Consider the following 24,130-nt stretch of genomic DNA (forward strand, 5'->3'; position numbering starts at 1 on the left):
CCTACCGTTGTGCGGCGGAGCGGGGCGTGTCTGCCGCAAGGCCAGCGCTCCGGGAGCGGGCAATGATTCCTGGCAGCGCTTCAGCTAGGGCCGCGACGTCGTTCTCAGTGGTCGTCCAACCCAAGGAGAATCGCTGGGCTCCGCGGGCTTGAACCTCGGTGAGGCCCATAGCCAACAGCACATGTGACGGGCGCGGGACCCCAGCGGTACAAGCTGATCCCGTGGCGGTGTCGAACCCTGCCATATCCAGCATGAACAGCAGCGAGTCACCCTCCGCGCCATCGACAATGATGTGCAGATTGTTCGGCATCCTCAGCGGTGGTGAGATACGCGGGTCCGGCCCGCAGAGATGGACCCCCTCTAACTCAAGGGCGGCGTCCAAGAGCTGATCGCGCAGGCCAGCAAGCCGGGCGGCCTCCTCCGGAAGGTGGGCCACCGTTTCTTCCGCCACAGCACCGAACGCACAGATCCCTGGTGCATCCAGAGTTCCGGACCGGATATCGCGCTCCTGACCCCCGCCGTGGAGCACCGGAACGAGCTTCACATCCCTGCGCACCAGCAGCGCTCCGATCCCCACCGGGGCCCCGATCTTGTGTCCGCTCAGCGCCATGGTGGACGCCGAGGACTCAGCGAAACTGACCGGCAGCGAGCCGAATGCCTGCACTGCATCAGTGTGGAAGGGAATTTCTGCTTCTGCGCAGAGTCGTCCGATATCCGCTATTGGCTGAACTGCGCCGATCTCATTATTGGCCCACATCACCGTCACCAGAGCGATCGTCTCGGGGTTATGGCTGAGCAACTGTCCGAGCGCGGCCATGTCCACCATCCCCTCACCGTCTACCGGAATGATGACAAGTTCGGCGCCGTGCTGGGCCTCAAGCCATTCAGCTGTATCCAGCACCGCATGGTGTTCGGTGCCGGGCAGCAGAATGCGGCGCCGCCGGGAATCACCGGCCCGGCGTTGCCAATAGAGACCCTTCAGCGCCAGATTGTCGGCTTCCGTGCCACCTGAGGTGAAGATCACCTCAGACGGATCTGCGCCGGCGGCGGCCGCAACTTGAGAGCGTGCAGAGTCCACAGCTAATCGCGCTCGTCGTCCGGAACCATGCAGCGAAGAGGGGTTGGCGAGCCTCGGCATCTGCTCGGTGAGCACCTGCACCGCAGTGGGTTTCACTGGGGTGGTCGCGGCGTGATCGAAGTAGCGGGACATCACCACCGATTCTACGCGCGGTAATCTGGTGTCTCTGATGAATGAGCCGGACTTCTACACAGTGCTGGGCGTGGCGCCTGACGCCGAGCCCCAGGTCATTCGTGCCGCCTACCGTCGCGCCGCCCGGGAACACCATCCTGATCGCGGTGGCACCGCGGAGAGATTCCACCAGATCCAAGCCGCCTGGGATGTTCTCGGCTCCCCTGAGAACCGCGCACAATATGATCGACGACGCCGCCAGACAGGCTCCGCGCCCTCGGCAGCAACGCCTGCCCCCACGGAAGAGGGCACTGGGTTCACCTATTCGCGCAGCGCGGCTGCACGCGGGGCAGGCCCGCGCCCTTCAGAAACTCGGACGCGGCGCAGGTCGGCTTCCCGCTCCCCCAGCGCAGACCAGCCACCCGTCTATGTGCCGCCGCTTACGGAGCCGGAGCCGCTGAACCTGACCCTGACCAGCCAGAAGACCCACGGTGCATTCGAGTCCGGTGGGCTCTTCGGGGGCCGGACCAAGCGCCGACAGCGTCGCACCTCCGGGCTGTTGGAGAAGCACGTGCTCAGCGCGCTTCCTGCAGCAAGACTTTTCAATGACGTGGCCCTGGATGCACCCGAGCTTGACCGGAAGGGTCAGCTGCGGGTGCCGAAGAGCTCCGATCGCGTGGACCATGTGGTGGTCTGCGGGTCCACTCTGGTGTTGGTGAGTGGGTTAGAGGTGCCAGGCTCGACCGCCTCGTGGGACGGCCGTACGCTGCGCGTGGCCGGGAGGGGCTTGGCCCTGCCAGACCTTGCGACCGCGGCAAAGCTGCTGCGCAACAGTCTGAATCGCCAGTTGCGGTCGCTGGGCGCTGGGGACGGCCCCATCACCACCGACTGGCAGCACATTCTCATCGCTGCCGATGGGGACCTATTCCACCCCGTGGTCGAGCCTCAAGGGGCGGGACGGCGTGGACACATGCCACTCGCTGCCGGGCGCGCCATTGGCCATCTGGTCAATGTGCTCTCCGAATCTGAACAGGCAAATGTGGTCAATCGTCACCTCATGGCAGCGCTGCGCGGCAGGCTTGCTGTGCCGGATGACCTATGAGCGGTGTAGGACTACGCATTGTGCTGGATCAGCCGGAGATACCCGGTAACACCGGCAACATCATCCGGCTCGCTGCCGTTGCCGGATTTGAGCTGCACATCGCCGGACCGACCCTGTTCGACTTCTCCGATGCCAAGCTCAAGCGGGCAGGCTTGGATTACCACGATCTCGCTGTGATGACCGAACACGAGGACCTCGAGGCCGCCTATGCGCACCTTGGGGTCTCCAGCAACCTGGTTACACCGCCCCCTGGTACCGGCGAGGCTGCGGCCGCGCGGGTCTTCGCCTTCACCGGAGAGGGCTCCACGGCCCATACCGATGTCAGCTACCGCCCCGCGGACGTTCTGCTCTTCGGCCGAGAGTCCACGGGTCTGGACACCTCCGTCAAAGAGGACCCACGGGTGACTGGAACTGTGCGTATCCCCATGCTGCCCGGAAGGCGCAGCCTCAACCTCGCGAACTCCGTGTCGATTGCCGTGTATGAGGCCTGGCGGCAATGTCGCTTCAACGGCGCTGTGTGATCCTGGCGCACAGAGATGCACGGCTCCGGGTGGGTGTTGGTCGCCTCAGCATTCAGGTCCGCTGACTAGACTCGGCCTTATGAGCGAGACTCCCCGCCGCGATGAGGCGGCCTCCCCCCAAGAGGCCGCACCGGTCGCCGAAACACCGGTGGAACTTGATCACCACCAGCAGATCGAACAGCCCACTCTGACGGATCTGCTGACGAGCACTGCGCAGGGGGACCAGGCTGCGTTCTCTGCGTTCTTTGATGCCACCGCCGACGTGGTCTACGGGCTGGCGCTCATCATGCACGCAGAGTACGATCACGCGCACTCTTCGACGATCGCGGTCTACCGGCATCTTTGGGATCAGGCTGACGCTCGGGCTCGTGACCTTCGGCTGCAAACTCAGGCATCTCAGCTGCTGACGGAGGAGTTCGCAGATGTCAGTCCGGAGAGTCCCAGCTACCGACCCAATGAGTATGAGTTGGTCTTAGAATGGCTCATCCCGCTGACGCACCGGATTTTCGTGGAGCGATTCCGCGACCGCAGCACGAGCCCGATTCCACTGACGCCCGTGCCGCAAAGTGAAGGCGGCGGCGTCGCCGGTCTTCCCGAAGAGGTGCTGGAAGATCTGCTGGCGCTCTCCGACTCTCAGGCCCAAGCCCTGGCGCTGACCTTCCTGGCGGGTATCCCCCACCAGGAGGTGGCCGAAACGGTCGGCGCGGCGGTGCCGTCGATCAAATCCAGGCTGCGCGATGCCATGACGCGTCTACACAGCCAGCGCGAAGCCCGGGACACCGGCACCGACCCTATCCTCCGCGCCGCGGTCACCAAGGAAGATCTGGAGCGCTCCGGAGGCGTGAACCGCAACTTCTCGAACCAGATTGCTGCCGATCTGGACAAAGGTCTGCTGGTGGAGCTCGCGGAGCTCTACGCACTCGACGCCGTGGACGATGCGGAACGCGCACTGCTCGATGAGAAAGCACTCACGGCCTCTCCGGAGGAAGCCCAGCAGTGGGAGACCCGTGTGCTCGCAGCACGGCGGACACTGGCAGAGATTTTCGCCTCCGACCCGGTGGCTCCTCCCTCTACTCTGCTGGAGGAACTCCTGGAAGGACTCGGCGGCCAAGAGGTCGGGGTGTCGCTGGTGGAGGACATCTCCAACCACACCGGGGAGGACGAACGCCGTAAACCTGTGGTCAAAAAGTGGATGTTCATTGCCGGGTTCATAGCGATTGTGCTCATCGGGGCCTTGGTCATCTGGCAGTTCACCGTCCCCCGCGACGTCCAGGCCATCGCCGATGCCGACCCTGATGCCTCACTAGTGGAGGACTACCAAATGGAGCAGGGCGGGACCATCGACGCGGTCCTCGCTCCCACCGAAGATGTCGGATATGTCCAGTTCGAGGATGTTCCCGGCACTGAAGGCGACCAGACGTATCAGCTGTGGCTTCTTCCCAGCGGTGCCGGTGAACCTGCCTCAATAGGAAATTTCACCGCTGACCAGCTAGAAGATGAAATCATCGACATCAATAATTTGGCCCAGCACCAGGCGCTGCTGGTCACTGTCGAAGAAGTGCGCGGTGAAGAGCGTCCGCAGGGTGACATCGTGGCCCAACTTCCGCTGGATTAGAACCCGGAGATCCGGGCGGGGTCGTTGACGACCACGTGGTGGAACTCCTCGGCATAACCGCCAGCACCGTGTGCGGTCTGCAGCTGCTCCACGACGAACTCCCGCATCCGGTCAGCATCGCGATGCTGGCTGAAATGCCGGCCCAGCGCGGCAAGTTTCCGATCCTGGTATCCGGTGACGTCCACCCGGAGGTTGACGCGTTCTGCTGGCGATCCCATCAGCAGAAGGTGCTGGATTTTGAACGCCGGCAACCCCGCTGCCTCTAGTTCTGGATATGCGAAGGGGTTCTCCACATAGGGGTACGCTGCCCGCACCACGGCCTCACCGGTCGCCAAATGGTCGGGGTGGGCTTTCTGCAGTCGGTCCCACGCCCTCTCCGGGTGGAAGCTCAGCACCGCTTGGGGCTGGGTCTGGCGCATCACGCGCACCAACTCCCCCACCAGCTGCGAGGTGGGCTGGACAAAACCGTCCCGTTCATCCAGCACAATCACTTCGGATATCCCGACGACGTCCGCAGCTGCCTCCTGCTCGGCCCTCCTGAGTCGGCTCGTCTCTTCAGCGTTCCGACCGGGGTCGAACCCACCGGCGTCACCAGTGGTCAGCATGCACAGAGTGACCTCGACACCAGCATCGGTCAATGCGGCGATCGTTGCTGCGCTTCCGAAGTCAATGTCGTCCGGATGCGCGGACACGGCAAGCACCTTGTGCAGGCCGAGCTCGGCGATGAGTTCAGCAGGTGGGCACAAGCGGGCGGCGGGGACGGGCATCGTCGTCATCGGGGATCACATAGAGGTCAGGGTGACCTCTACCTCGGTCGTTTCCCCGTCGCGCATGACGGAAAGAGTCACGGTCTCATTTTCGCGGTACTCACGGATGATCGCTGTGAGATTGTTGGCGTCCTCAATCCGGCGGCCTTCGACCGCCTCGATGATGTCCCCTTCTTGGATCCCCGCATCCTCGGCCGGGGAACCGGGCGCCACACCTGTGACAAGGCCTCCGACGCTGAATCCGGCTACCGGGATCGGCTGCCCGTCTTCGTCCTCGAACACCTCGATATTTCGCTCGTTGACCTCGGGGTCGGATGACGCCTGGTAGACGTTGACACCGAGCAGACCGTGAGACGCTTCGCCCTCTTCGATGAGGTCCTCCGCGACCCGGGCCGCGTAATCGATCGGAATGGCAAAGCCCACACCGATGGAACCGGCACCTTCAGAACCGAACATGCCGCCTCCCGAGGTGGCGATCGCCACATTAACTCCGATGACCCGGCCCTCGCCGTCCACCAGCGCACCTCCAGAGTTGCCCTGGTTGATGGCCGCATCAGTCTGGATCACGTTCAGGGAGATCGGCTGCGCTGTGGGGTTGGTGCCCGGGAAGAAGAAACCGTACCCGTCTTCCTCCTCCGGGTCCCCTGGCTCTTCAGGCTGACCCGGCGGTTCAGGGAGCTCCTCGGCGTCGTCGTCAAAGAAACCCTCCGGATCCTCACCCTCTTCCGGGTCGACGGCCGCTGAGGCCACCTGAATCGTGCGGTCCAGCGTGGAAACGATTCCGGTAGTGACTGTTCCGTCAAGGTTCAGCGGAGCACCGATAGCGATGGTCTGATCACCCACATTGAGGTCCGCGGAGCTGCCCAGTTCGGCCGGCACCAGATCCTCCGTGTCAGCCAGCTGGATCACGGCGAGATCTGAAAGGGGGTCCGTGCCCACCACCTCGGCGCTCGTGACTCGACCATCTGATAGCCGCACCTGGATCTCCGGGTCGCTCTCTGCACCGCCGAGGGTGACCACGTGGGTGTTGGTCAGCACGTGGCCCTGATCATCGAGGATGATCCCGGAGCCGGATCCGGCACCGTCTCCGCCGGCGACGGCAAGAGTCACCACTGACGGAGCCGCAGTATCAGCTGCTGCGGTGATCGCGGTGGCATTCTCCGGGGCGTTGATCTCGATCCCGCCGCCTGCGGTGCCGTTGCCTGCAGATTCTTGACTCGCGTTGTCGAACACGTACTGGCCACCAAGGACTGCACCGCCTCCCAGCAGGCCGGCGATGATGACGCCCGCAGCGAAACCGCCCACACCGATACCGCGCTTGGCGGTCTTAGGAGGGCGGTCCTGCGGTTCTTGGGGCTGGGTCCACGGGTTCGGCTCAGAGCCAACGTCGCTTGAGTACGAAGACTGGGAACCTTCTGTCGACGGTGGCTGGTCCGACGTGGCCGAGAAGGACTCGGGCCCGGTTTCTCCGGGCCTGGTGATGGGCGCCCCCGGCGCGGGGATGTGGGCGCTGGGCCCAGGCGACGATGGACGCTGCGGGTCGGATGACTCACCGCTGGTGTTCTGGGACATGGTTGTGTGCTGCTCCTGCTTAGGACGGTGACGGACAAGCAACCAGATGACGGTGCCACAGCTACCTGGACAATCCCTTAGCCGGTGTTCGCCAGCGTCTTCTCCTATAGACTCCTGACCATGGTGCCAGAAACCCTGTTCACGCTTCCTGTGGCGACCGGCGCTGTGATCGTTGGCCCTTTGCTCATCGGTGCGGCCATTTTGGCGCTCATCGGTGTGGGGGCAGTCTACCTCTCCGGAGGTAAGAAACGGACTCGACGATTCATCCAGAGTCCATCTTCGGGGCCGCAGCAGCTTGAACGCGATCCCTTGGATCAGAAGTCCACCGAGGAGCTCAGACTGCAAGCCGGCGAACTTCTCGTAGCCGCTGATAATGCGGTGCAGTCCAGCGACCAAGAGCTGCTCTTCGCCTCCGCCTCCTATGGGGATGAGCAGGTCGCCCCCTTCCAAGAAGACCTGGACGAAGCCAGGAAACACCTCAGTGAATCTTTCCGTCTGCAGCAGCAGGTGGACACCTCAGAAAGCGCTGAGGAGTCTGCATCCCGCGACTTGTACAAGCGGATTATCAAGAACTGTGAACAGGTCAACAAGACGCTGCAGTCGCATAAAGACCAGTTTGACCAGTTGCGGGATCTGGAACGCGACCCCAGTCCAGCATTGAATGAGCTGGTGGACCAGCTGCACAGGCTTCAGGAACGCCGCGAGCGGGCAGAGTCAGCCCTTACCGGACTGGCGGAACGGTATAACGACGACGCTCTGCGCCAGTACCGCGACAATCTTCACCAATCGGGTACCAGTCTCGACGCCGTGGAGGAGTCACGGGCGCAGGCGGCCTCGGCGATAGACCAGGGAAACACGGCCGAAGCAGTCGTAGCACTGCACTCCGGAGAGCAGGCAGCCGCCGACGCGCAGCGGCTCATGGAATCCATGGAAGAGGCCGAGGAACGGCTCAAGAGCGCCGCCAAGAACATTGATGTGGGCATTGCCCAGACCGAGCAGGATCTGGCCCAGGCCAAGGCCACCTACCAGGCCGGCCAGGCGCCTGAACTGGCAGGCCCGATTGCCGCTGCTGAGACAGCAGTGAGCCAAGCGAAGCGTGCCCTGGACTCCGGACAGCGGATCGACCCACTGGAACTTCTCCAGCAGCTGGAGCTGGCCCACCGTGAGTTGGACGCCCCGCTGAACTCGGTGCGTGACCGGCAGGCCCAGGACCGCAGGGCCCGCGAAATGTTGCAGCATGAGCTGCTGACAGCTCGCCACCAAGTCCAGTCCTCACTAGATTTTCTCCGGTCACGGCGTTACGGGGTGTCCTCCACTGCCAGAACCAGGATGGCAGAGGCTGAACGTTGCGTCACCGAGGCGCAGACCATTGGAGATTCCCAGCCGTCACGGGCGGTGGAGCTGGCCCAGCAGGCCAAGACCCTTGCAGTACAAGCAGCGCAGATCGCGGAGCGGGAAGCAGCCACTGCGCAGATGCAGTCTATGGGCGGCGGGTACGGCACCGGCGGTGGATTCGGCGGGTTCGGGTACCCCGGTGGGCACCGGCCTATGGGTTACGGCGGAGGGTTCGGCTACGGACGGCGTCGTCGTCGGGGGTTTTTCTGATGTCTGCTCGCCAGCTGAGAAATATCCTCCCAGGGGCTGATGCCATACCAGCACCTGGCGTTAGTATCGTGAAGGTGATCGATCGACATGGGTCGACGCCCCTCAAGGAAAGGTGATCACTGTGACTAAGCAGTCCATTTTCGGCCGGATGTCCCAGCTGGTCCGCGCCAATGTCAACTCGATGCTGGACCGCGCCGAGGATCCGGAAAAGATGCTGGATCAGATGGTTCGAGACTTCACGGACAACATTCGTGAGGCCGAGGAGGCTGTCGCCCAAACCATCGGCAACCTGCGGATGATGGAGGACGACTACAAGGAAGATCTCGACACTGCACGCTCCTGGGGCCAAAAGGCCCTCGCGGCTTCACGCAAGGCCGATGACTTCCGCAATGACAACAATGACGAGAACGCCGCCAAGTTCGACAACCTCGCCAAGGTCGCCATCCAGCGCCAGCTGGATGCTGAGAGCTCCGCCAAGAACGCTGAGCCCACCATCCAGTCTCAGCGGGAGATCGTGGAGCGTCTGCGGACCGGCCTGGAGCAGATGAAGACCAAGCGGCAGCAGTTGCTCTCCAAGCGCGACGAGTTGGTCGCACGTTCCAAGGCTGCCCACGCCCAGTCGCAGGTCCACGACGCGGTCAAGTCCATTGATGTGATGGACCCGACATCTGAGGTTGGCCGGTTTGAAGAAAAAATCCGCCGTGAAGAGTCTCGAGTCCGCGGTCAAAACGAGCTCGCCGCCTCCAGCTTGGACGCGCAGTTCGAATCTCTTGAAGACCTGGGCGAACAGGCCGAAATTGAGGCACGCCTGGCTGCTCTGAAGTCAGGGTCTTCGAGCCCGGCTGAGCTCAGTGCCGGCAGCGAAGCTGGCACTGGTGTGACGGAAGAAGACTTCGCCGCACTGGAAACAGAGAAGCACAAAGCCTGACCTCGAATAATCTGAGACAATGGGGAGCTGAACCAACAGCTCCCCATTTCTCTGTCCAAGGAGACGAATGACCAGCACGGCCGACAACAACGCAACTCCCGCCACCGGCGCCACAACGGTGAACACCGGACTGGCCCAGATGCTCAAAGGCGGAGTGATCATGGATGTGGTCACCGCTGAGCAAGCCACGATCGCCGAGGAGGCCGGAGCCGTCGCCGTTATGGCTCTGGAGCGCGTACCCGCCGATATCCGTGCCACCGGTGGTGTGTCGCGAATGTCTGACCCGGATCTGATCACCGGGATCATCGACGCGGTGTCCATCCCCGTCATGGCAAAAGCTCGCATCGGTCACTTCGTGGAAGCTCAGATCCTCGAGCATCTCAAGGTCGACTACATTGACGAGTCAGAGGTCCTCTCCCCCGCGGACTACGTCCACCACATCGACAAGTCCAAGTTCAAGGTGCCCTTTGTCTGCGGAGCCACCAATCTGGGCGAGGCGTTGCGCCGGATCACTGAGGGCGCGTCCATGATTCGCTCCAAGGGCGAAGCCGGCACCGGTGACGTATCCGAGGCTATGAAGCACATCCGCACCATCAACTCCGAAATCGCGCAGCTGCGCTCTATGGCTGAGGACGAGCTCTACGTAGCGGCCAAGGAGCTCCAGGCCCCCTACGACCTCGTGCGGCAGGTAGCCAAGGACGGTCGGCTGCCCGTGGTGATGTTCGTCGCCGGTGGTGTAGCAACCCCAGCGGATGCGGCGATGATGATGCAGATGGGTGCAGACGGCGTATTCGTCGGCTCTGGCATCTTCAAAGCCGGTAACCCTGCGGCCCGCGCTGCGGCCATCGTGAAGGCCACAACATACTACGACGACCCCGCTGTCATCGCCGAGGTGTCCAAGGGCTTGGGGGAAGCCATGGTGGGTCTCAATGTCTCCGACCTTCCAGCTCCACACCGCCTGGCTGAGCGCGGCTGGTAGAGCTCGGCTCCACCACACAGCTCGTCCGCACAATTTTCAGGTCGGTGTTGGGGTGTCAGTATCCTATGGGAGGCTGACCGCCCAACACCGACCTGAAATCTGAGTAGCAGGAGGCTCTTTGGCCCCGCATATTGGCGTCCTTGCTTTGCAGGGGGCTGTGGCTGAACACGAACGCGCTTTGCGCGCCTCAGGCGCTGAAGTTCGCAAGGTCCGCCGTCCCTCCGAGCTCGAAGGCCTGGATGGTCTAGTCGTGCCTGGAGGTGAGTCCACCGCTATGGCCAGGCTGGCAGCGCCGGTCCACCTGATGCCGGCCATCCGAGAGCATCTCGATGACGGGATGGCCGTCTTTGGCACTTGCGCTGGCCTCATCCTCGCAGCGGACACGGTCTCGGACGCGGAAGCATTGAAGGGGTTCGAACGAATCCGCGGTCTCGGCGTTGTGGTGCGCCGCAATGCCTATGGGAGCCAGCTGAGCTCCTTCGAGGACCGACTGGAGGTTGACGGTCTGGACTCACCACTCCCAGCGGTGTTCATACGCGCTCCGATTATCGAAGAGGTCACCTCACCCGAGGTCGAAGTCCTGGCCGAATCCCATGGAAACCCGGTCGCAGTCCGCCAGGGAAAGATCTTGGCCGCCAGCTTCCACCCGGAACTGACTCCTGACTTCCGACTTCATCAACTTTTCACCGATATGTGTGCCGAGTAGGGTTCGAGCGATGAGACATAGCCGGAAGAGTCCCAAGGCAGTGGCCGCCAGTTTGCTCGCTGTTGTGGCGTTGGCGTCCTGCGGGACATTCGGCGGGGACAATGGGTCTGCTGCGGACGGGGATTCGGCAATGACGCCGTCGCTCGCGGGCGATCAGGGCGGTTTCGTTCTGACCTCGCCCTCGCAGATCAGTCCCGACGGCCAGACCGACGCCCCGCATGTGGTCATTTACAGTGATCCTGCCTGTCCGGCATGCGCCCAAATGGAGGCCTCCTTCCACAGCGACCTGGATCAGTGGCTGACGGAAGGCGCAATCACTGTGGAATACCGAAGCGTGGCTTTCGTAAGTGACTATTCCCACGACGCCGCCAACGCCTTCGCCTGCATGGCTGAAGAGTCCCCGGAGAACTACTTTTCCTACCTCGGTGAGGTCACCGCTGAACGCGTCAATGTGGATGAGTTGAGTGAAGACGAGCTCACCGAGCGGGCTGGCCGGCACGGGGCTGATATCGGTCAGTGCATCACCGACGGCAGCTTTGAAAGTTTCGTTACTGACACCACCGAGACCGCGCTGGAAGACGGTGGAATCGAGGGCACACCGACCGTGATCATTGACGGGGCCGAAGTCCCGAGCGATGACTTCATGAATCTTGATCACCACATCTCTTCGGCGATCAGCGGCTGACCCGCCGAAAGGTCACCTTCACTTTATGACGAGAGACCGTAGGGCTGAGTTTGGCATGATGTTCCCATGACTCCGGATCCTGCAGCTCAAGCGGCTGACCCGAATACCTCCCACGCAGAGCTCTATGAGCTGGTCCGAGCCCGGCCAGACCTTCGACCGGTGGTGGCGGAGAATCCCAGTACCTACCCCGCGCTTCTCGAGTGGCTTGACGGTCTGGGCGACCCCGAAGTCGACGCCGCCCTGGCCCGTCGTCGCGGGACGGGACTCGAGCAGCCCACTGCGGTCCTCCCTGTGGAGAGCCGGTCTGAGTTCGACCAGCAGGTGTTTGGGTCCACAGCCGGTTACGCGGCGACCCAACAGCCCGCCTATGCCTACGGCGACTCCAACGCCCCATACACACATGAAGGTGTCTATGACCCCGAGGAGAACGCCGCTCCCCGCAGGAGGAGGGGTGGGGCTGGTGTTTTGGTGTTTCTCTTGGCGCTGCTCACTGTCGGTGCCCTTGCCGCCACCTATTTCCTTTTGATGGGAAATCCCTTTGAGAACGATGACGCTCCCGCGGCTGGAGATCCTCCTGTCGAATCAGTAGAGGAGGAGGACGCTGAAGGTCCGGAAGAGGCTCCTGCGCCGGAGGATGATGCTGAGGAGTCTGCGGCGCCTGAGGACGATGGAGAGGAAGAGGAAGGTCAGCAGGATAATGAGACCGATTTTGAGCGACCCGCACCGGATGATGCGCTGAGCATCACCGAGTTCTCCTCCCCCACCGGCAATATCACCTGTCAGCTCAACGAGGGCGATGTTCTTTGCTCCCTGGCCAACTTCGAGTTCGACGCACCGGAGGACTGTGACAACGGCGTGACGTTCCGCGTTTCGGACGAGGGCTCTGCCACTATCGACTGCAGCAGCTCGGTGGCGTCTCCGGGACAGCAATTGCAGTACGGCGAGGTGACCGGCAACGAAGACTTCGCCTGCGAGGCGAACGAGTTTTTCTTTGAGTGCTGGTCTCAGCGCACCGGAGAGGGTTTCGAGATAGCTCGTGAGTACTACGAGTTCACCGGCAACTGAGTCGGTGCTGACTAGCTCACCGGCTGCGGTTAGCCTTAGAGATGAGCCAATCTGATCTGCGGCCGTTCGCACTTCATTTATGACACTGATCCTGTCAGAGTCCAAGGAGTTACCGTGCCAAGTTCTGTGGAGGACGTTCTAGCTGAAGCGCCAGTCTTTGACGGTCACAATGACCTTCCCTGGGCGTTGCGCACCAAGTATTCGTACAACCTTGAGGCCGCTCAGCTCCACGAGGTGAATTCTGCACTTCACACGGACCTGCCGTCCCTGCGAGCAGGAGGAGTGGGGGCACAATTCTGGTCTCTGTATGTGCCGTCGAATATGTCACCTCACGCCGCGGTGAGCGCCACCTTGGAACAAATCGACTGTGTATACCAACTGACCGAGGCCTTCAGGGATCAGTTGCGCTTGGCCACCACCTTGGCTGAGACCGAAGAGGCTCTCAGGTCGGGGAAGATCGCTTCGCTGTTGGGCATCGAGGGCGGGCATTCCATTGACGAGTCGCTTGGAACATTGCGGATGATGCGCCGCCTTGGGGTGAGTTATATGACTCTCACCCACAACCACAACACGTCCTGGGCTGCCTCAGCGACTGGTGAGCCGGTGGACTACGGCCTCACGGAATTCGGACGCGGGGTGGTCGCAGAGATGAACCGCATCGGAATGCTCGTCGACCTGTCTCATGTCCATGAGCGCACCATGCAGGACGCACTGGAGGCGACGGCGGCGCCTGTGATTTTTTCACACTCTTCTTGCCGAGGAGTTTATGATCATCCGCGCAATGTGCCGGACAGTATCCTCACGCACATGGCAGATAACGGGGGTGTGCAGATGATCACTTTCGTGCCGCGTTTTCTCCGTGAGGATGCCGCCGCTGCGAGCATCGATGACGTCGTCGCGCATATTGAACACGCTCGGGAGGTGGCTGGTGTCGACCACATCGGAATCGGCGGTGATTTTGATGGGGTCCCCCAGGGCCCACACGGTTTGAGGCGAGTATCGGACTATCCTGCCCTGCTGCTGGCCCTCACCGACCGAGGCTGGTCGAAGCCGGAGTTGTGCAAGCTTACAAGCGGCAACATCCTTCGAGTGCTTCACGATGCAGGGGTTTGAGACGGCCCTGCACCTTCCACTAACGCTGGCGACCTTTGGTGCGTTCATTGGATTGCAGGCGCTTGGTCAGCGGCCGCATGAGAACGTCTCCCAGGACGATTCCTGCGGCAATCGCCACGATGATGATCAATGCATCGAATATCTCGTACAGCCCAGTGGTCCGGTTGGCGGATGATTCGCTGATCGCAATTTGGTACATCCCCCTGAAGACGATCAGCCCAGGAAGCATGAACATCATTGCAGGTACGGCGACAACGAGCTGTGGTGCCCGAAGCCGCAGCGCCACTACTCTTGCTAGCGCCCCGACGACAGTTGCACCGACTATCGGTGTGAACCATCCGCCGAATCCCATGAGCTCACCGACAAAGACCCCGCTAAAGCCCAGCGCTGCGACTAGCCCAGTGGGTAGCAGAAGTCGGTATGGTGCCTGTTGCACGATGGCCGCAGTGACCGCCGTCAGGAAAACTAGGAGCGTGAGGAATCCCGGGTGGTAGATCCGTGAGATCTCCTGCGTCACATCGATCTCGGGCGCTCCGGCCTGCCCAGTGAGAACTACCCCGACCATTATCCCGGCAGTCAGTCCGGAGAATGCCACCAGTGATGAGACGAGCCGGCCCGCTGCGGTGATCGGGAACCCGTTGATGGCATCCTGTATGGCGGAGACGATGCGAACACTAGGAAGCAGAATCATCAATCCACCCGCGACCACCATTGAAGTGGTGATTTCTGCCCCCAGTATGAGTGCAAGAAACGCCACAACTGTCGCCAGGAATCCACCTGCCGCGAGAGCGAATATCTCAGGCACCCGCCAGATTGTTAGCTGCCGGGTTACCCCGAGAACGAGAAGAGTCGCGAGGAACCCTAGAGATGCGTCCAACAGCGGTGCCCCTGTGTAGCTCGCGAAGAGACCTGCGAAGAGGGCGCCCGAGGTGGCGACAACCCAGCGGGGGTAAGGCTTTGGATCCCTGGTGATGTCCAGCAAGGTTTCCTCGGCCTCAGCCCGGGTGATCCGTCCGAACGCAATGTCGGTCACTAAGGTGTGCACCTCAGAAAGTGCGCGAAAGTTTGCCGACCACGAGCGCACTACCCTCACTCTCGAGTAAGGAACCTTGCCCGGAGGTGACCAATTCAGGATGATCGACTGGTTTGTGATGTCCGCGTCGGTATTTTTCATCCCGAAGGCAGAAGTAACTGCGAGAATCGAAGTCTCCACTTCAAGGGCCCCCGCACCATAGCGAAAGAGCGCTTCGCCAATGTCGAGAACAAGGTTGATAGTGACCAATTCATCTGCCTCGCCCGGCTCCTGGGCCTGATGAGGATCCTCAAATGGCGTTCCGGAGAGCCAGTCCAGAGTAGACATCTGCCCCGTCGCCTGAGAAACGGGGCGAACCAGTTTCTGAACCAAAGACCGAGCGGGGAAGATTGACCGCCGTGAGGATTTTGGGGAGGTGTCGCTGCCAACCGACACGGAGGAATAGGACTCAGGCACTGCCGTAAACGCACCCGAATCTTCATCCATAGGCTGGGCGTCGGACCATCCCTCTCCCCCACGTCGCACATCTGGTGGGAAAAACGTCGAAGTCGGGAACACCGGTGCTGAGCTCGAGTCCTCAAACCGGTAGGACGCAGACCCGTGGGGTGGGTCCTCCGCAATCTCCGCCTCGGGCCAATCGGCGTGTGTCTCCTCCGCAGCCGAGTGATTCCAGGAGTCGATGACGTGCTGTGCTAGGTGCCTCGTGAACCCCCCAGTGTCTTCCGACTCCCCAGCAGGGCGCACCACAGGCTGAAGCATGGACTCGTGATCACGCTGATCGATGAGTGGATCAATCATGGATCCACCCGCAACTGTTGCATCATCAGATTGGGGAGAATCCGACCTCACCGGGGACAGGCTTTTCTCTGCATAAGGGGGATCTTGGGACTGCATCGGGGCCTCCGCGACGTGGCAAAGTCTTGGCAAGGTTTTTACAGGGATATAAGACCAACGAGGTCAGGACATGAAAGAAGTAGCGGCCAAAGTGTGAGGCATATGAGAGCAATGCTCATGCCGTAGGTGAGGGTCGACGTTGATTCGTGCAATTCTTCCACGTACTAAACCGTGGGCGAAACATCCGGGCAGCAGAGGCGCCACTACCACCGCTCTCAGCAGAAGAATCCCGCTCGTACATTACGGCAGCTTCGACGCTCAGCCCCAAGAACTTGTGGCGGGGGGTCTGGTGGCCGCAAGGAGTGCCTCCTGCCGGCTCACCCCGGCCGCGACCGAAATTTCCTACCGCTGTATCCATAGTCAGAGTCGAGCCGGTCAACGTCCGGGTTCCTTGCAGCATAGGCGTCCCGTCCCGGACCTCGACGGCTAAACTACCGAGCTCGTAGCCGCCATAACCAAGGCCTGTAGCGGCCATGGAATGCTGGGGTAAAACTCGGTTGCCACGGCCGTCTCTCTCACTCCGGGATAACCTCAGATATGGTCGAGTTCCTTCGGTGAGCCCACAGTGCAGGAGCCACCCCTATTCCGATCATGAATGCGAAAACTTCGCCACTCACCCCAGGGGAAGACGCAGTATTGCGGACTGTTGCTCGAGAAACTGCCTTCCGTTCCGGGGCGTTGGGTAGCAGGATCGGTCAGCTGAGTGTGGTCGACTGCCTGTTCATCGGAGTCGCTCAGACCCCCTATGCCAGTTCCATCGAGGCTCTGCGAACGACCTACGACGCGGTGCAGTCGCGGGCCTTACCTCCCATGTAAGGAGGCTAGTCTCTGTCGGTTCAGGCTCAGCACCCGCTGGCGAATCGCGCGTCGACCGTGACCTCGAACTCAGCTGCCTTAGCGTTACCTGGGCACGCGTGCTGACTCAGGCCTAGCCTCAGGCGAGCTCGCTCCTCGCCGGTGGTGTGGCCGTGAGAGCAACAGGGCTGTGGTCAGGGTGAGACCCCACAGGGCGAAGAGCGGGCCCCAAATGAAAGCGTGACCGATCATGCCGTCACGGTCTGTGACCTCGGAAGCGATCCACCCTGCAAGCACACCCGTCCCAGCTATCGCATTGGCGCCGCCATAGAGAGCCAGCGACGGTCCAGCGACCCATCCGAGGAATCGAGAAAAGCGTCGGCCCGGAAGGAGGCCCGTCTCGGCCAGCAATGGTAGCCAGGAAATTACCTATTTGAGGATACCAATCGCCAACAGCCCAGCGAAGACCCAGAACGACCTGTCCTGCGCTGCCTCGACTGCCCACTGGCCCACGGTCTCCAATAGCCAATTGCCTCCGAAGGCCCAATAGATGCTCGAGGCTGCGTGGAGAGATCCCAGAGCCGCGGCCGCCCAGAAAGCGATGGTAGCCCCTCTCGGCGGAGGTTGGCGGAGCGTCTTGGCGGTTGCAAACATGGCCATGACCTCGCTTGGGCCTAGTGTTTTCGGACTACTCAACTTCGGCGACCGTCCGGCGGCCCTGCGCGGATGCCCAATCTAGCGATATGACGTCACCGTCTGTGAAGACACTGCTCATCATGGCCACAGTACTGACGATATCACCAGGGCCAAGGACGCTACCGCTCGTGGCTACGACGAACGGTGCGGCAAGGACGCGGCGAACCCCCACCGGGCCGTCCCGGCGCGAGGTGCGGGCCGTTCGGCTCCTATGGGTTAGCTACCGTGGGTTATAGGCGGAGACGTGTGCCCAGGACGGCACCGGTAGCCCGAACTGCCGCCGTTGTAGAGGGTTGCGCACGCTTTGAAAACACGCATTTGTGACTCCTCAGCAACACACTCCCGGACTGATATCTCTCGACACGCAGAGCTGAACTGGTTCCTGGACTGGCTGCTGGGCAGAGCGCTCCAGTGTGACTTCGGATTCACGGACCGAGGCTTCCGGAAGAAGACCGCCTGGCGCTGGGGATCGAAGTCTTCCAGCCGGAGCCCATCGGCGACGTTCATCGACAGGTCCTCGTCCATGGGGTCAACTTCGCCGGCTGATGCGTGCTAATCCCCCACAACGGCAACATCTACTGGGCTGGCTGTGGTGTGATCAATAGAAGAAGGCCCCGAGGGCAGCACTGCTGAAACAGCTCCCAGCCCCGGATGTGGTGGTCACCCACCGCGGCCTGGATGAGCATATGCGCCTACGCCTCGTAGGAGGCCCGGTGGGAGCCCTTTTCTGAAGCCGCTGGACCGGAAATCCTCGGGCATGACAAAACCCCTGGCCACATGACCAGGGGTTTTGTCTTCTTGGTTGCGGGGGCAAGATTTGAACTTGCGACCTCCGGGTTATGAGCCCGGCGAGCTACCGAACTGCTCCACCCCGCGTTGGGTTTCCCGTTTCCGGGACTTGTTTATCTTACATGGAGGTAAACCTCCAACAAAATCGGCGGCGGAGTCAGGATGTAAGTCCTGACTCCGCCGCCGATTCGCTACTCAGGTCAGCAGACCCTAGTTTGCCAACTGCGACTCAAGCTCGAAGAGCTCGTCGAGAGTGTCCTCGAACTCAACCTCAAGCTGACGGTAGGTCGAGAGATCGCCCTCTGCGAAGGCTTCGTTTCGATCAGCCCAAATCTCAGCTGCTTCTTGACGGAGCTCTTCCAGACGTTCCTCGTCACCCTCAGCGGCAGGAGTCTCTTCCTGCTCGTCCTCGTCGTCATCTTCAGGCGCGGTGGCGTCTTCAGTTTCGGCCGGATCCTCTTCTTCGTCCTCGACGATGCCTTCTGCACCTTCAACCGCATCAGCGTCAACGAGCTCTTCGACCTCGTCAGCGTCCACGCCAGCACCCTCGGCGGCTTCAACTCCGGCGTCGCCGCCGAAGACCATGTCGAGAGCGTCCTGCAGGGTGTCACCGTAGCCGACGTTCTCACCGAAGGCGACAAGCACCATCCGCAGCGCTGGGTATGCGGCTCCTGTGCCCGTCGCTTGAACGTAGACGGGCTGGATATTCAGAATGCCTTCGGCGGCCGGCATGGAGATCATGTTGCCGCGAAGCACCTGTGACCCGCCAAGCTCCAACACGTTCAGCTGGGACGCGATGGTGGAGTTCGAGTCGAAGTTCGCCTGGGTCTGACCGGGACCCGGCACTGCGGTGTCTCGTGGCAGCTCCAGCATTCGCAGAGTGCCATAGTCCTCATTCTTGACACCCGCTTCACCGGTACCGGCGTCACCGGATGCTGCAAGGAAGCCATAGAGCACGTTGCGCTGCTGGCCGTCTGCTTCCGTCGCAGGGATGAAGGTAGAGGTAAGCGAGAAGCTGGGCTCCTCCTGCTCAGGCATCTGGAGCGTCATGTAATACGGAGGCTGGGGATCTCCACCCTCCCGTGTCGGGTCCTCGGGGACTGACCACGCGTCGTTGCCCTCATAGAAGTCGTTAGGGGCATCAACGTGGTACTCCGTGAGCAGCTGCCGCTGGATTCGGAACATGTCCTCTGGGTAGCGGATGTGATCCATCAGCTCCGCGCTCATTTCTGAGTACGGCTCCAGTGATGACGGGAAGATTTGCTGCCATGCCTGCAGAATCGGATCTTGGTCATCCCAGGCGTAGAGCTCAACGGATCCGTCATAGGCGTCAACAGTTGCCTTCACAGAGTTCCGTATGTAGTTGACCTGACCGGTCAGCTGCGGGGCACCCTGGGTGAGTGCGTCCTGCGTGGCCGACTCCAGCTGTTGTTCGGCGGAGTAGGGGAAGTCGTTGGAGGTGGTGTAACCCTCCACAATCCACTTGATACTTCCATCGACGATCGCTGGGTAGATGTTCTGGTCAACCTCCAAGTAGGGAGCGACCTTCTCCACTCGCTCCCGTGGGTGACGATCATAGAGAATCTGTGACTCTTCATTGACGTCGCCGGAGAGGAAGATCTCCGGGGATTGGAAGTTCAGCGAATAGATCAGACGGTTGAACAGATTTCCCACAGACGGTCCACCGTCACCGGTGAACGTGTACTGCGTGTCCTGCCCGTCATCGCCGGCCTCGGTTCCTTCACCTTCTTCATCATCGGTGAGTTCTACGGCCGGGCGGTCGAGCTCTCGCGGCGCGGCGTCCTCCGGCGCGCCGACGATCGAGTACTGCGGTGTGAACTCACCGAAGTAGATGCGTGGCTCGTAGTCCTCATCGCTGGCAAGGTCACCTGTGGTGGGAATGCCCTGCAGGCTGAAGTCGGGACGTCCTTCAGGGGTCACGGTGTTCGCGTTGGCTGCCACCAAGCCATAGCCATGGGTGTAGACCAGGTGCTCGTTGACCCAGGACCCTTCAGGAGCGTTGACCTCACGAGCGGCGATCACGGTGTCGAATGTTTCACCGTCAATGTCGTACCGGTCAAAGCTCAGCGTGTCCGGGAAGGTGTAGTACTGGCGGAACTGCTGGAACTGCCGGTACGCAGCGGAGACAAGGTTCGGGTCCAAGAGGCGAATGTTCTCAATGTTGGGGGCGTCCCCTGACAGGGCACCTTCCTCCGCCTCCTGGGTAGCGCGGTAGTTGATCTTGTTGAGTTCATCCAGACCATAGGCGTAGCGCGTCATCTCCATATTGCGCTCGATGTACTCCGCTTCCAGCGACTGCTCAGTAGGCCGCACCTGGTATTCCTGAACCAGGAAGGGCAGGACACCGGTGCCGATGATCGCCGTCACTACGAGCATTGCGGTACCGATGATCGAGAACCGCCAGCGGGCGGTGATCGCAGTGATGATGAAAACCAGTGCGACGAGAACGGCGGCGATGGCCAGGATGGTTTGAGCCGGGATCACAGCGTTGACGTCCGTGTAGAGTGCACCGGCCCACGTGCCGCTCTGGTCCTGGAGTGTCGCGTAGCGGCCCAGCCACCAGTTGACACCCTGTAGGAGGACGAAGAGGGCAGCGACGACGGCAACATGCCACCGGGCGGCCTTTTCCACCACCACCTTGCCGTTGCCCTCGATGCGGATTGAACCAAACAGGTAGTGGCACAGTATGCCGGCAATTCCGGCAACTAGTACGGCAGAGATGAGGAAGCCGTTCACGAAACTGAGGAACGGCAGCGTGAAGATGAAGAAGCTGAAGTCCAGACCGAATTCGGGGTCGGTCTGCCCGAAGGACTCCTGGTTGAAGAACAGCATCACCTGCTGCCAGTTGGCCTGAGCCGCCGTGCCTGCGAAGAGCCCCATCAGGGTCGGCAGGCCGAAAATCAGTAGTCGGCGCATTGACGTCAGAGTCGACTGATAGCGGTTAACGGCCTCACCGAGTTGCCCCTCAAGCCCCAGTGGGCGGGTGCGGAAAGCCATAAAGAGGCTCACCCACACCAGCGCAGCCATCACCACGAACGCGATTGCGAAGAGGGATGACCGGGCCACCCATTCCGTCCAGAATACCTCGGAGTAACCCAGGTGGGAGTACCAGATGACCTCCGCGTAGAACCCGGAGAATGCCACGAAAGCACCCAGCAGGGCTGCGATGATGATAATCGTGATGATCAGCGCGGAGGGACGACGCCGCCCCCCAGAGCTGTTTTTCTGCGGACCATCACCACTGGAGCCATCGTCGCCTCCACGATTGCCGCCATTACCCGCGCCGGAGCCGAAGATGCCCCCGGAGAAGGGGTTCGAATTCCCGAATCCCTGTGAGAAGCTCAACCTCTGTCCTCATCTCTATATGTACTCATTTTTAGGTGCAAGTGTGCCGGGTTCTCACCGGCCGCAGGGCGAGAGCCCCGCAAGAAAGTCCTCATCGCTGTCCCTGACAGCTTCAAGGATCTCAACTGCCTCATCGGCGTCTTCGACCCCGTAAACGTCGAGCCCGTTCGGAAGCCTACCTTCCAGCTCATCACAGTTATCCCGTGGAGCCAAGAAATACTCCGCTCCCTGGCTGCGTGCGCCGGCTACTTTCTGGGCAATGCCGCCGATGGCACCGACTGTTCCGTCCGGGTCCACGGTCCCAGTACCGGCCCATTCTTTGCCGCCGGTGAGTGATTCCTCAGTCATTGTGTCAATGATCCCCAGTGTGAACATCAGTCCTGCCGAGGGTCCTCCAACGTCTTCGAGCTGGATATCGGCTTGGACGGGGAACTCGAATTCGCTTCCCAGCAGAATACCTACGTAGTACTCACCGTCGGCTTCCTGATAGGTGGGCGCCTCGACCTCGACGTGTTCCCCGTCTCGCATCAGAGTCAATTCTATCGGTTCGCCGGCCGCGTCATTGACTACCTGTCGCAATCCTTCGATCCCCGTGACCTCTTCCCCAGCGGCGTCGAGCAGAACGTCTCCAGGGGAAAGGGCCTCGTGGGTTCCCGCTTCAATGGCCTCTTCAGTGAAGTCCATCACCGACAGCTCCACCGCATAATCCACTTGGAGGTAGTCCAAGGCTGCGGCCAGGGCCAGTTCCTGCGATGACGCCATGGCAGCCGTGTTGCGTTGGCGGACTTCTTCCTCAGTAGTGCCGGAAGGGTAGATGAGCTCATGCGGAGTCATATCGACACTCGGGGAGAGCCAGCCGCGGATTGCGTCAGGTACCCGAACAGTGGATGTAGGAGCTCCGTTGACGTAGACGGTCGTCAGCGCGAGAGTGCCCTCAGTCGGGTAACTTGACGCTCCCTCGACGGTGATGACTGGCTGATCGTCGATCTCCGCGATGGTGTCAAAGATGGGTCCCGGAGACTCCAGCAGATAGGCGCTCGGGAGCGCCAGGGCGGCCAGGCCAGTCACCAGAGCGCCTCCGCCCGAGACCACCTGAATTGTCTTGCGCAGACTCACGCACGATCCCCGGAGCCGGTGCCCGGACCGTCATAACCGCCGTCAAGCAGTTTCTTGAGCTCGTCGTCGATTTTCTCCGTCTCAGCCTGCCGCTCGGCACGCCGGCTGTGGAAACCGGAAGGATCATCCAGGTCTGCTTCATCTGGCTGCAGGTCGGGATGTGACCACACTTCGTCACGACCCGCAACACCGTCCTGCTCGCGAAGATGGGCCCAGAGTGCGGCGGCATCGCGAAGTCTCCGTGGGCGAAGTTCAAGTCCGACCAAGGCGGCGAAGGCAGCTTCTGCCGGTCCCCCGGTGGCCCGACGACGGTTCATGGTCTCGCGGAGCTTTCCGAGTGAGGGCAGGTGGGCCCCAGCCTGCGCAACGACGTCGTCCACCCATCCCTCAACCAGGGCCAAGGTGGTTTCAATCCTGGTCAATGCAGCTTCCTGCATAGGGGTGCGATCAGCCTGGAAGAGACCTTCACCAAAGAGATCCTCCATCTCCTGAGGGTTGGACGGATCAATCTGGCTTGCAGCCTCTTCGACGCGCTCCATGTTGATGTGGATGCCGGCTGCGTACTGGGCTACAGCGTTGAAGAGGTCGTCCTCCAGCCATGGGGCCCGCACAAACAGGCGCATCCGGGCAGCTTCCCTCAGCGCCAAGTACAGCAGAACTTCTTCCTCTTCGACCTGCAGCCCCTGGCCGAAGCTCTTGATGTTCCCCGGCACGAGCGCCATCGTTGGTCCCGCAAGTGGCAGCCCGATGTCTGAACCGGAATGGACTTCACCGGCGAGCTCACCGATAGCTTGGCCGATCTGGGCACCAAAAGCCACGCCTCCCATGCGCTCCATCATGTTCGCTACCTGTCCTGCAGCATCCGGAGGCAGCATCGCCTTCATCTCCTCGGGGAGATTGACGCCCTCCCCGTCCTCGAGCTGCTGACGCACCACCTGTCCCATAGCTCGGCCGACGGATTCAGCCACTGGTTCGGTAAGTCGCTGCCAAGACTCGAAGGTCTGCTCAATCCACTGCTTGCGACTCAGACCCTGACCGATGGCACCCATGGCCTCGAAACTGGTGGCCTCATTGAGCCACATCTCTGCAAGGCGGAGTGCATCGTCGACCTGTTTTCCTTCAACAGGAGTGACCGCGGCGTCGTCGTCGCCCAGAGCGGAGACAGCAGCGTTCTTGGTGAGCTCCCAGTTGACAGTGTCATCGCCTTGGTTCTGCATAGCCGAGAACATCTGCTGAACTTGGCCCATGATTTGCTGCATCATCTGGGGGTCCCCGAATCCCGGGGGGAGTTGCGAGGGGTCAAAGCCGGGTGGAAAGCCGGGGAATCCACCCGGGGCCCCTGAGTCCGGCGCTGGTCCACCGGGGTTGCCGGTGAAACCCATCGTGGGACCTGAGTCATTCTTGGGGGAATCTTCTTCCCCAGTGCCGGACTTGTCCCCGAAAGCCTCACCGAAGAGTTTGCGCAGAAACTCTTCTTCGTTGGGCTCGCGGCGCTCGTTGTCGTCGGGCTGATCAGACATCGCTGGCTCCTGCTCCAGTTGAGACAAAGCGTGAGACTAAAGGGTATCTCTGGAGTCTGGAGAATGATGCCTCC

General features: G+C 61.5%; 19 protein-coding genes and 1 tRNA gene. 11 read left to right on the top strand and 9 right to left on the bottom strand.

Going from position 1 to position 24,130, the window contains the following annotated elements:
• Position 1: 1 nt before the first annotated feature.
• Positions 2-1,210 (bottom strand): cysteine desulfurase family protein, encoded by a 1,209-nt coding sequence (locus FH975_RS06235; protein WP_162320526.1) that lies wholly within the window; start codon positions 1,208-1,210, stop codon positions 2-4.
• Positions 1,211-1,247: 37 nt separating this feature from the next.
• On the opposite strand from FH975_RS06235, the gene FH975_RS06240 reads away from it, so the two are divergent.
• From FH975_RS06240 to FH975_RS06250, 3 genes are all read left to right on the top strand, one after another.
• Entirely contained in the window at positions 1,248-2,291 is a 1,044-nt protein-coding gene (locus tag FH975_RS06240; protein WP_162320527.1) for a J domain-containing protein, read from the top strand.
• Complete coding sequence (locus tag FH975_RS06245) at positions 2,288-2,812, top strand: tRNA (cytidine(34)-2'-O)-methyltransferase (protein WP_153078134.1); 525 nt, start codon at positions 2,288-2,290, stop codon at positions 2,810-2,812. Before FH975_RS06240 ends, FH975_RS06245 begins: the two co-directional genes overlap by 4 nt.
• Before the next feature lie 79 nt (positions 2,813-2,891).
• A complete protein-coding gene (locus FH975_RS06250) occupies positions 2,892-4,427 on the top strand; it encodes an anti-sigma factor domain-containing protein (RefSeq protein ID WP_153078133.1) in 1,536 nt (511 codons plus the stop codon).
• On the opposite strand, the gene FH975_RS06255 is transcribed toward FH975_RS06250, so the two are convergent.
• Positions 4,424-5,203 (bottom strand): PIG-L deacetylase family protein, encoded by a 780-nt coding sequence (locus FH975_RS06255; protein ID WP_407938614.1) that lies wholly within the window; start codon positions 5,201-5,203, stop codon positions 4,424-4,426. The two genes, FH975_RS06250 and FH975_RS06255, sit on opposite strands and share 4 nt — an antisense overlap.
• A 6-nt stretch (positions 5,204-5,209) precedes the next feature.
• Complete coding sequence (locus tag FH975_RS06260) at positions 5,210-6,766, bottom strand: S1C family serine protease (protein WP_162320528.1); 1,557 nt, start codon at positions 6,764-6,766, stop codon at positions 5,210-5,212.
• 120 nt (positions 6,767-6,886) lie between these two features.
• Here FH975_RS06260 and FH975_RS06265 point away from each other — a divergent pair, with 120 nt between their 5' ends.
• The 7 genes from FH975_RS06265 to FH975_RS06295 all read left to right on the top strand — a co-directional run bounded on the left by FH975_RS06265 (position 6,887) and on the right by FH975_RS06295 (position 13,847).
• The gene (locus FH975_RS06265) at positions 6,887-8,371 is read left to right on the top strand and encodes a coiled-coil domain-containing protein (RefSeq protein ID WP_162320529.1); all 1,485 of its coding nucleotides are present in this window, start codon (positions 6,887-6,889) and stop codon (positions 8,369-8,371) included.
• 121 nt (positions 8,372-8,492) lie between these two features.
• Complete coding sequence (locus tag FH975_RS06270; protein ID WP_153078129.1) at positions 8,493-9,299, top strand: PspA/IM30 family protein; 807 nt, start codon at positions 8,493-8,495, stop codon at positions 9,297-9,299.
• Between the two features lie 67 nt (positions 9,300-9,366).
• Complete coding sequence (gene pdxS, locus FH975_RS06275; RefSeq protein ID WP_162320530.1) at positions 9,367-10,278, top strand: pyridoxal 5'-phosphate synthase lyase subunit PdxS; 912 nt, start codon at positions 9,367-9,369, stop codon at positions 10,276-10,278.
• A 118-nt stretch (positions 10,279-10,396) separates the two neighbouring features.
• On the top strand, positions 10,397-10,984 hold the full coding sequence (pdxT, locus tag FH975_RS06280; protein ID WP_162320531.1) for a pyridoxal 5'-phosphate synthase glutaminase subunit PdxT: 588 nt from the start codon (positions 10,397-10,399) through the stop codon (positions 10,982-10,984).
• A 10-nt stretch (positions 10,985-10,994) separates the two neighbouring features.
• On the top strand, positions 10,995-11,669 hold the full coding sequence (locus FH975_RS06285; protein ID WP_162320532.1) for a DsbA family protein: 675 nt from the start codon (positions 10,995-10,997) through the stop codon (positions 11,667-11,669).
• Positions 11,670-11,735: 66 nt separating this feature from the next.
• Positions 11,736-12,734 carry a variant leucine-rich repeat-containing protein gene (locus FH975_RS06290; RefSeq protein WP_162320533.1) on the top strand — a complete coding sequence of 333 codons (999 nt, stop codon included), beginning with the start codon at positions 11,736-11,738 and terminating at the stop codon, positions 12,732-12,734.
• Between the two features lie 114 nt (positions 12,735-12,848).
• Positions 12,849-13,847, top strand: coding sequence for a dipeptidase (locus FH975_RS06295; RefSeq protein ID WP_162320534.1), 999 nt, complete (start codon positions 12,849-12,851; stop codon positions 13,845-13,847).
• Positions 13,848-13,866: 19 nt separating this feature from the next.
• On the opposite strand, the gene FH975_RS06300 is transcribed toward FH975_RS06295, so the two are convergent.
• Complete coding sequence (locus FH975_RS06300; RefSeq protein WP_162320535.1) at positions 13,867-15,678, bottom strand: threonine/serine exporter family protein; 1,812 nt, start codon at positions 15,676-15,678, stop codon at positions 13,867-13,869.
• A gap of 687 nt (positions 15,679-16,365) precedes the next feature.
• Here FH975_RS06300 and FH975_RS06305 point away from each other — a divergent pair.
• A complete protein-coding gene (locus FH975_RS06305) occupies positions 16,366-16,590 on the top strand; it encodes a MurR/RpiR family transcriptional regulator (RefSeq protein ID WP_162320536.1) in 225 nt (74 codons plus the stop codon).
• Positions 16,591-16,998: 408 nt separating this feature from the next.
• Here FH975_RS06305 and FH975_RS06315 read toward each other — a convergent pair whose 3' ends face one another.
• From FH975_RS06315 to FH975_RS06335, 5 genes are all read right to left on the bottom strand, one after another.
• Positions 16,999-17,223, bottom strand: a complete 225-nt coding sequence (locus FH975_RS06315; RefSeq protein ID WP_162320538.1) for a DUF3995 domain-containing protein — start codon at positions 17,221-17,223, stop codon at positions 16,999-17,001.
• Positions 17,224-18,064: 841 nt separating this feature from the next.
• A tRNA-Met gene (locus tag FH975_RS06320) sits at positions 18,065-18,141 on the bottom strand.
• Between the two features lie 123 nt (positions 18,142-18,264).
• The gene (locus tag FH975_RS06325) at positions 18,265-21,420 is read right to left on the bottom strand and encodes a UPF0182 family membrane protein (RefSeq protein WP_162320539.1); all 3,156 of its coding nucleotides are present in this window, start codon (positions 21,418-21,420) and stop codon (positions 18,265-18,267) included.
• 54 nt (positions 21,421-21,474) lie between these two features.
• Complete coding sequence (locus FH975_RS06330; RefSeq protein ID WP_162320540.1) at positions 21,475-22,536, bottom strand: YlbL family protein; 1,062 nt, start codon at positions 22,534-22,536, stop codon at positions 21,475-21,477.
• Entirely contained in the window at positions 22,533-24,056 is a 1,524-nt protein-coding gene (locus FH975_RS06335) for a zinc-dependent metalloprotease (protein ID WP_162320541.1), read from the bottom strand. The genes FH975_RS06330 and FH975_RS06335 overlap by 4 nt, the downstream gene beginning before the upstream one ends.
• Positions 24,057-24,130: the final 74 nt, after the last annotated feature.

The organism is Nesterenkonia haasae, from assembly GCF_010119385.1.
GTDB lineage: Bacteria > Actinomycetota > Actinomycetes > Actinomycetales > Micrococcaceae > Nesterenkonia > Nesterenkonia haasae.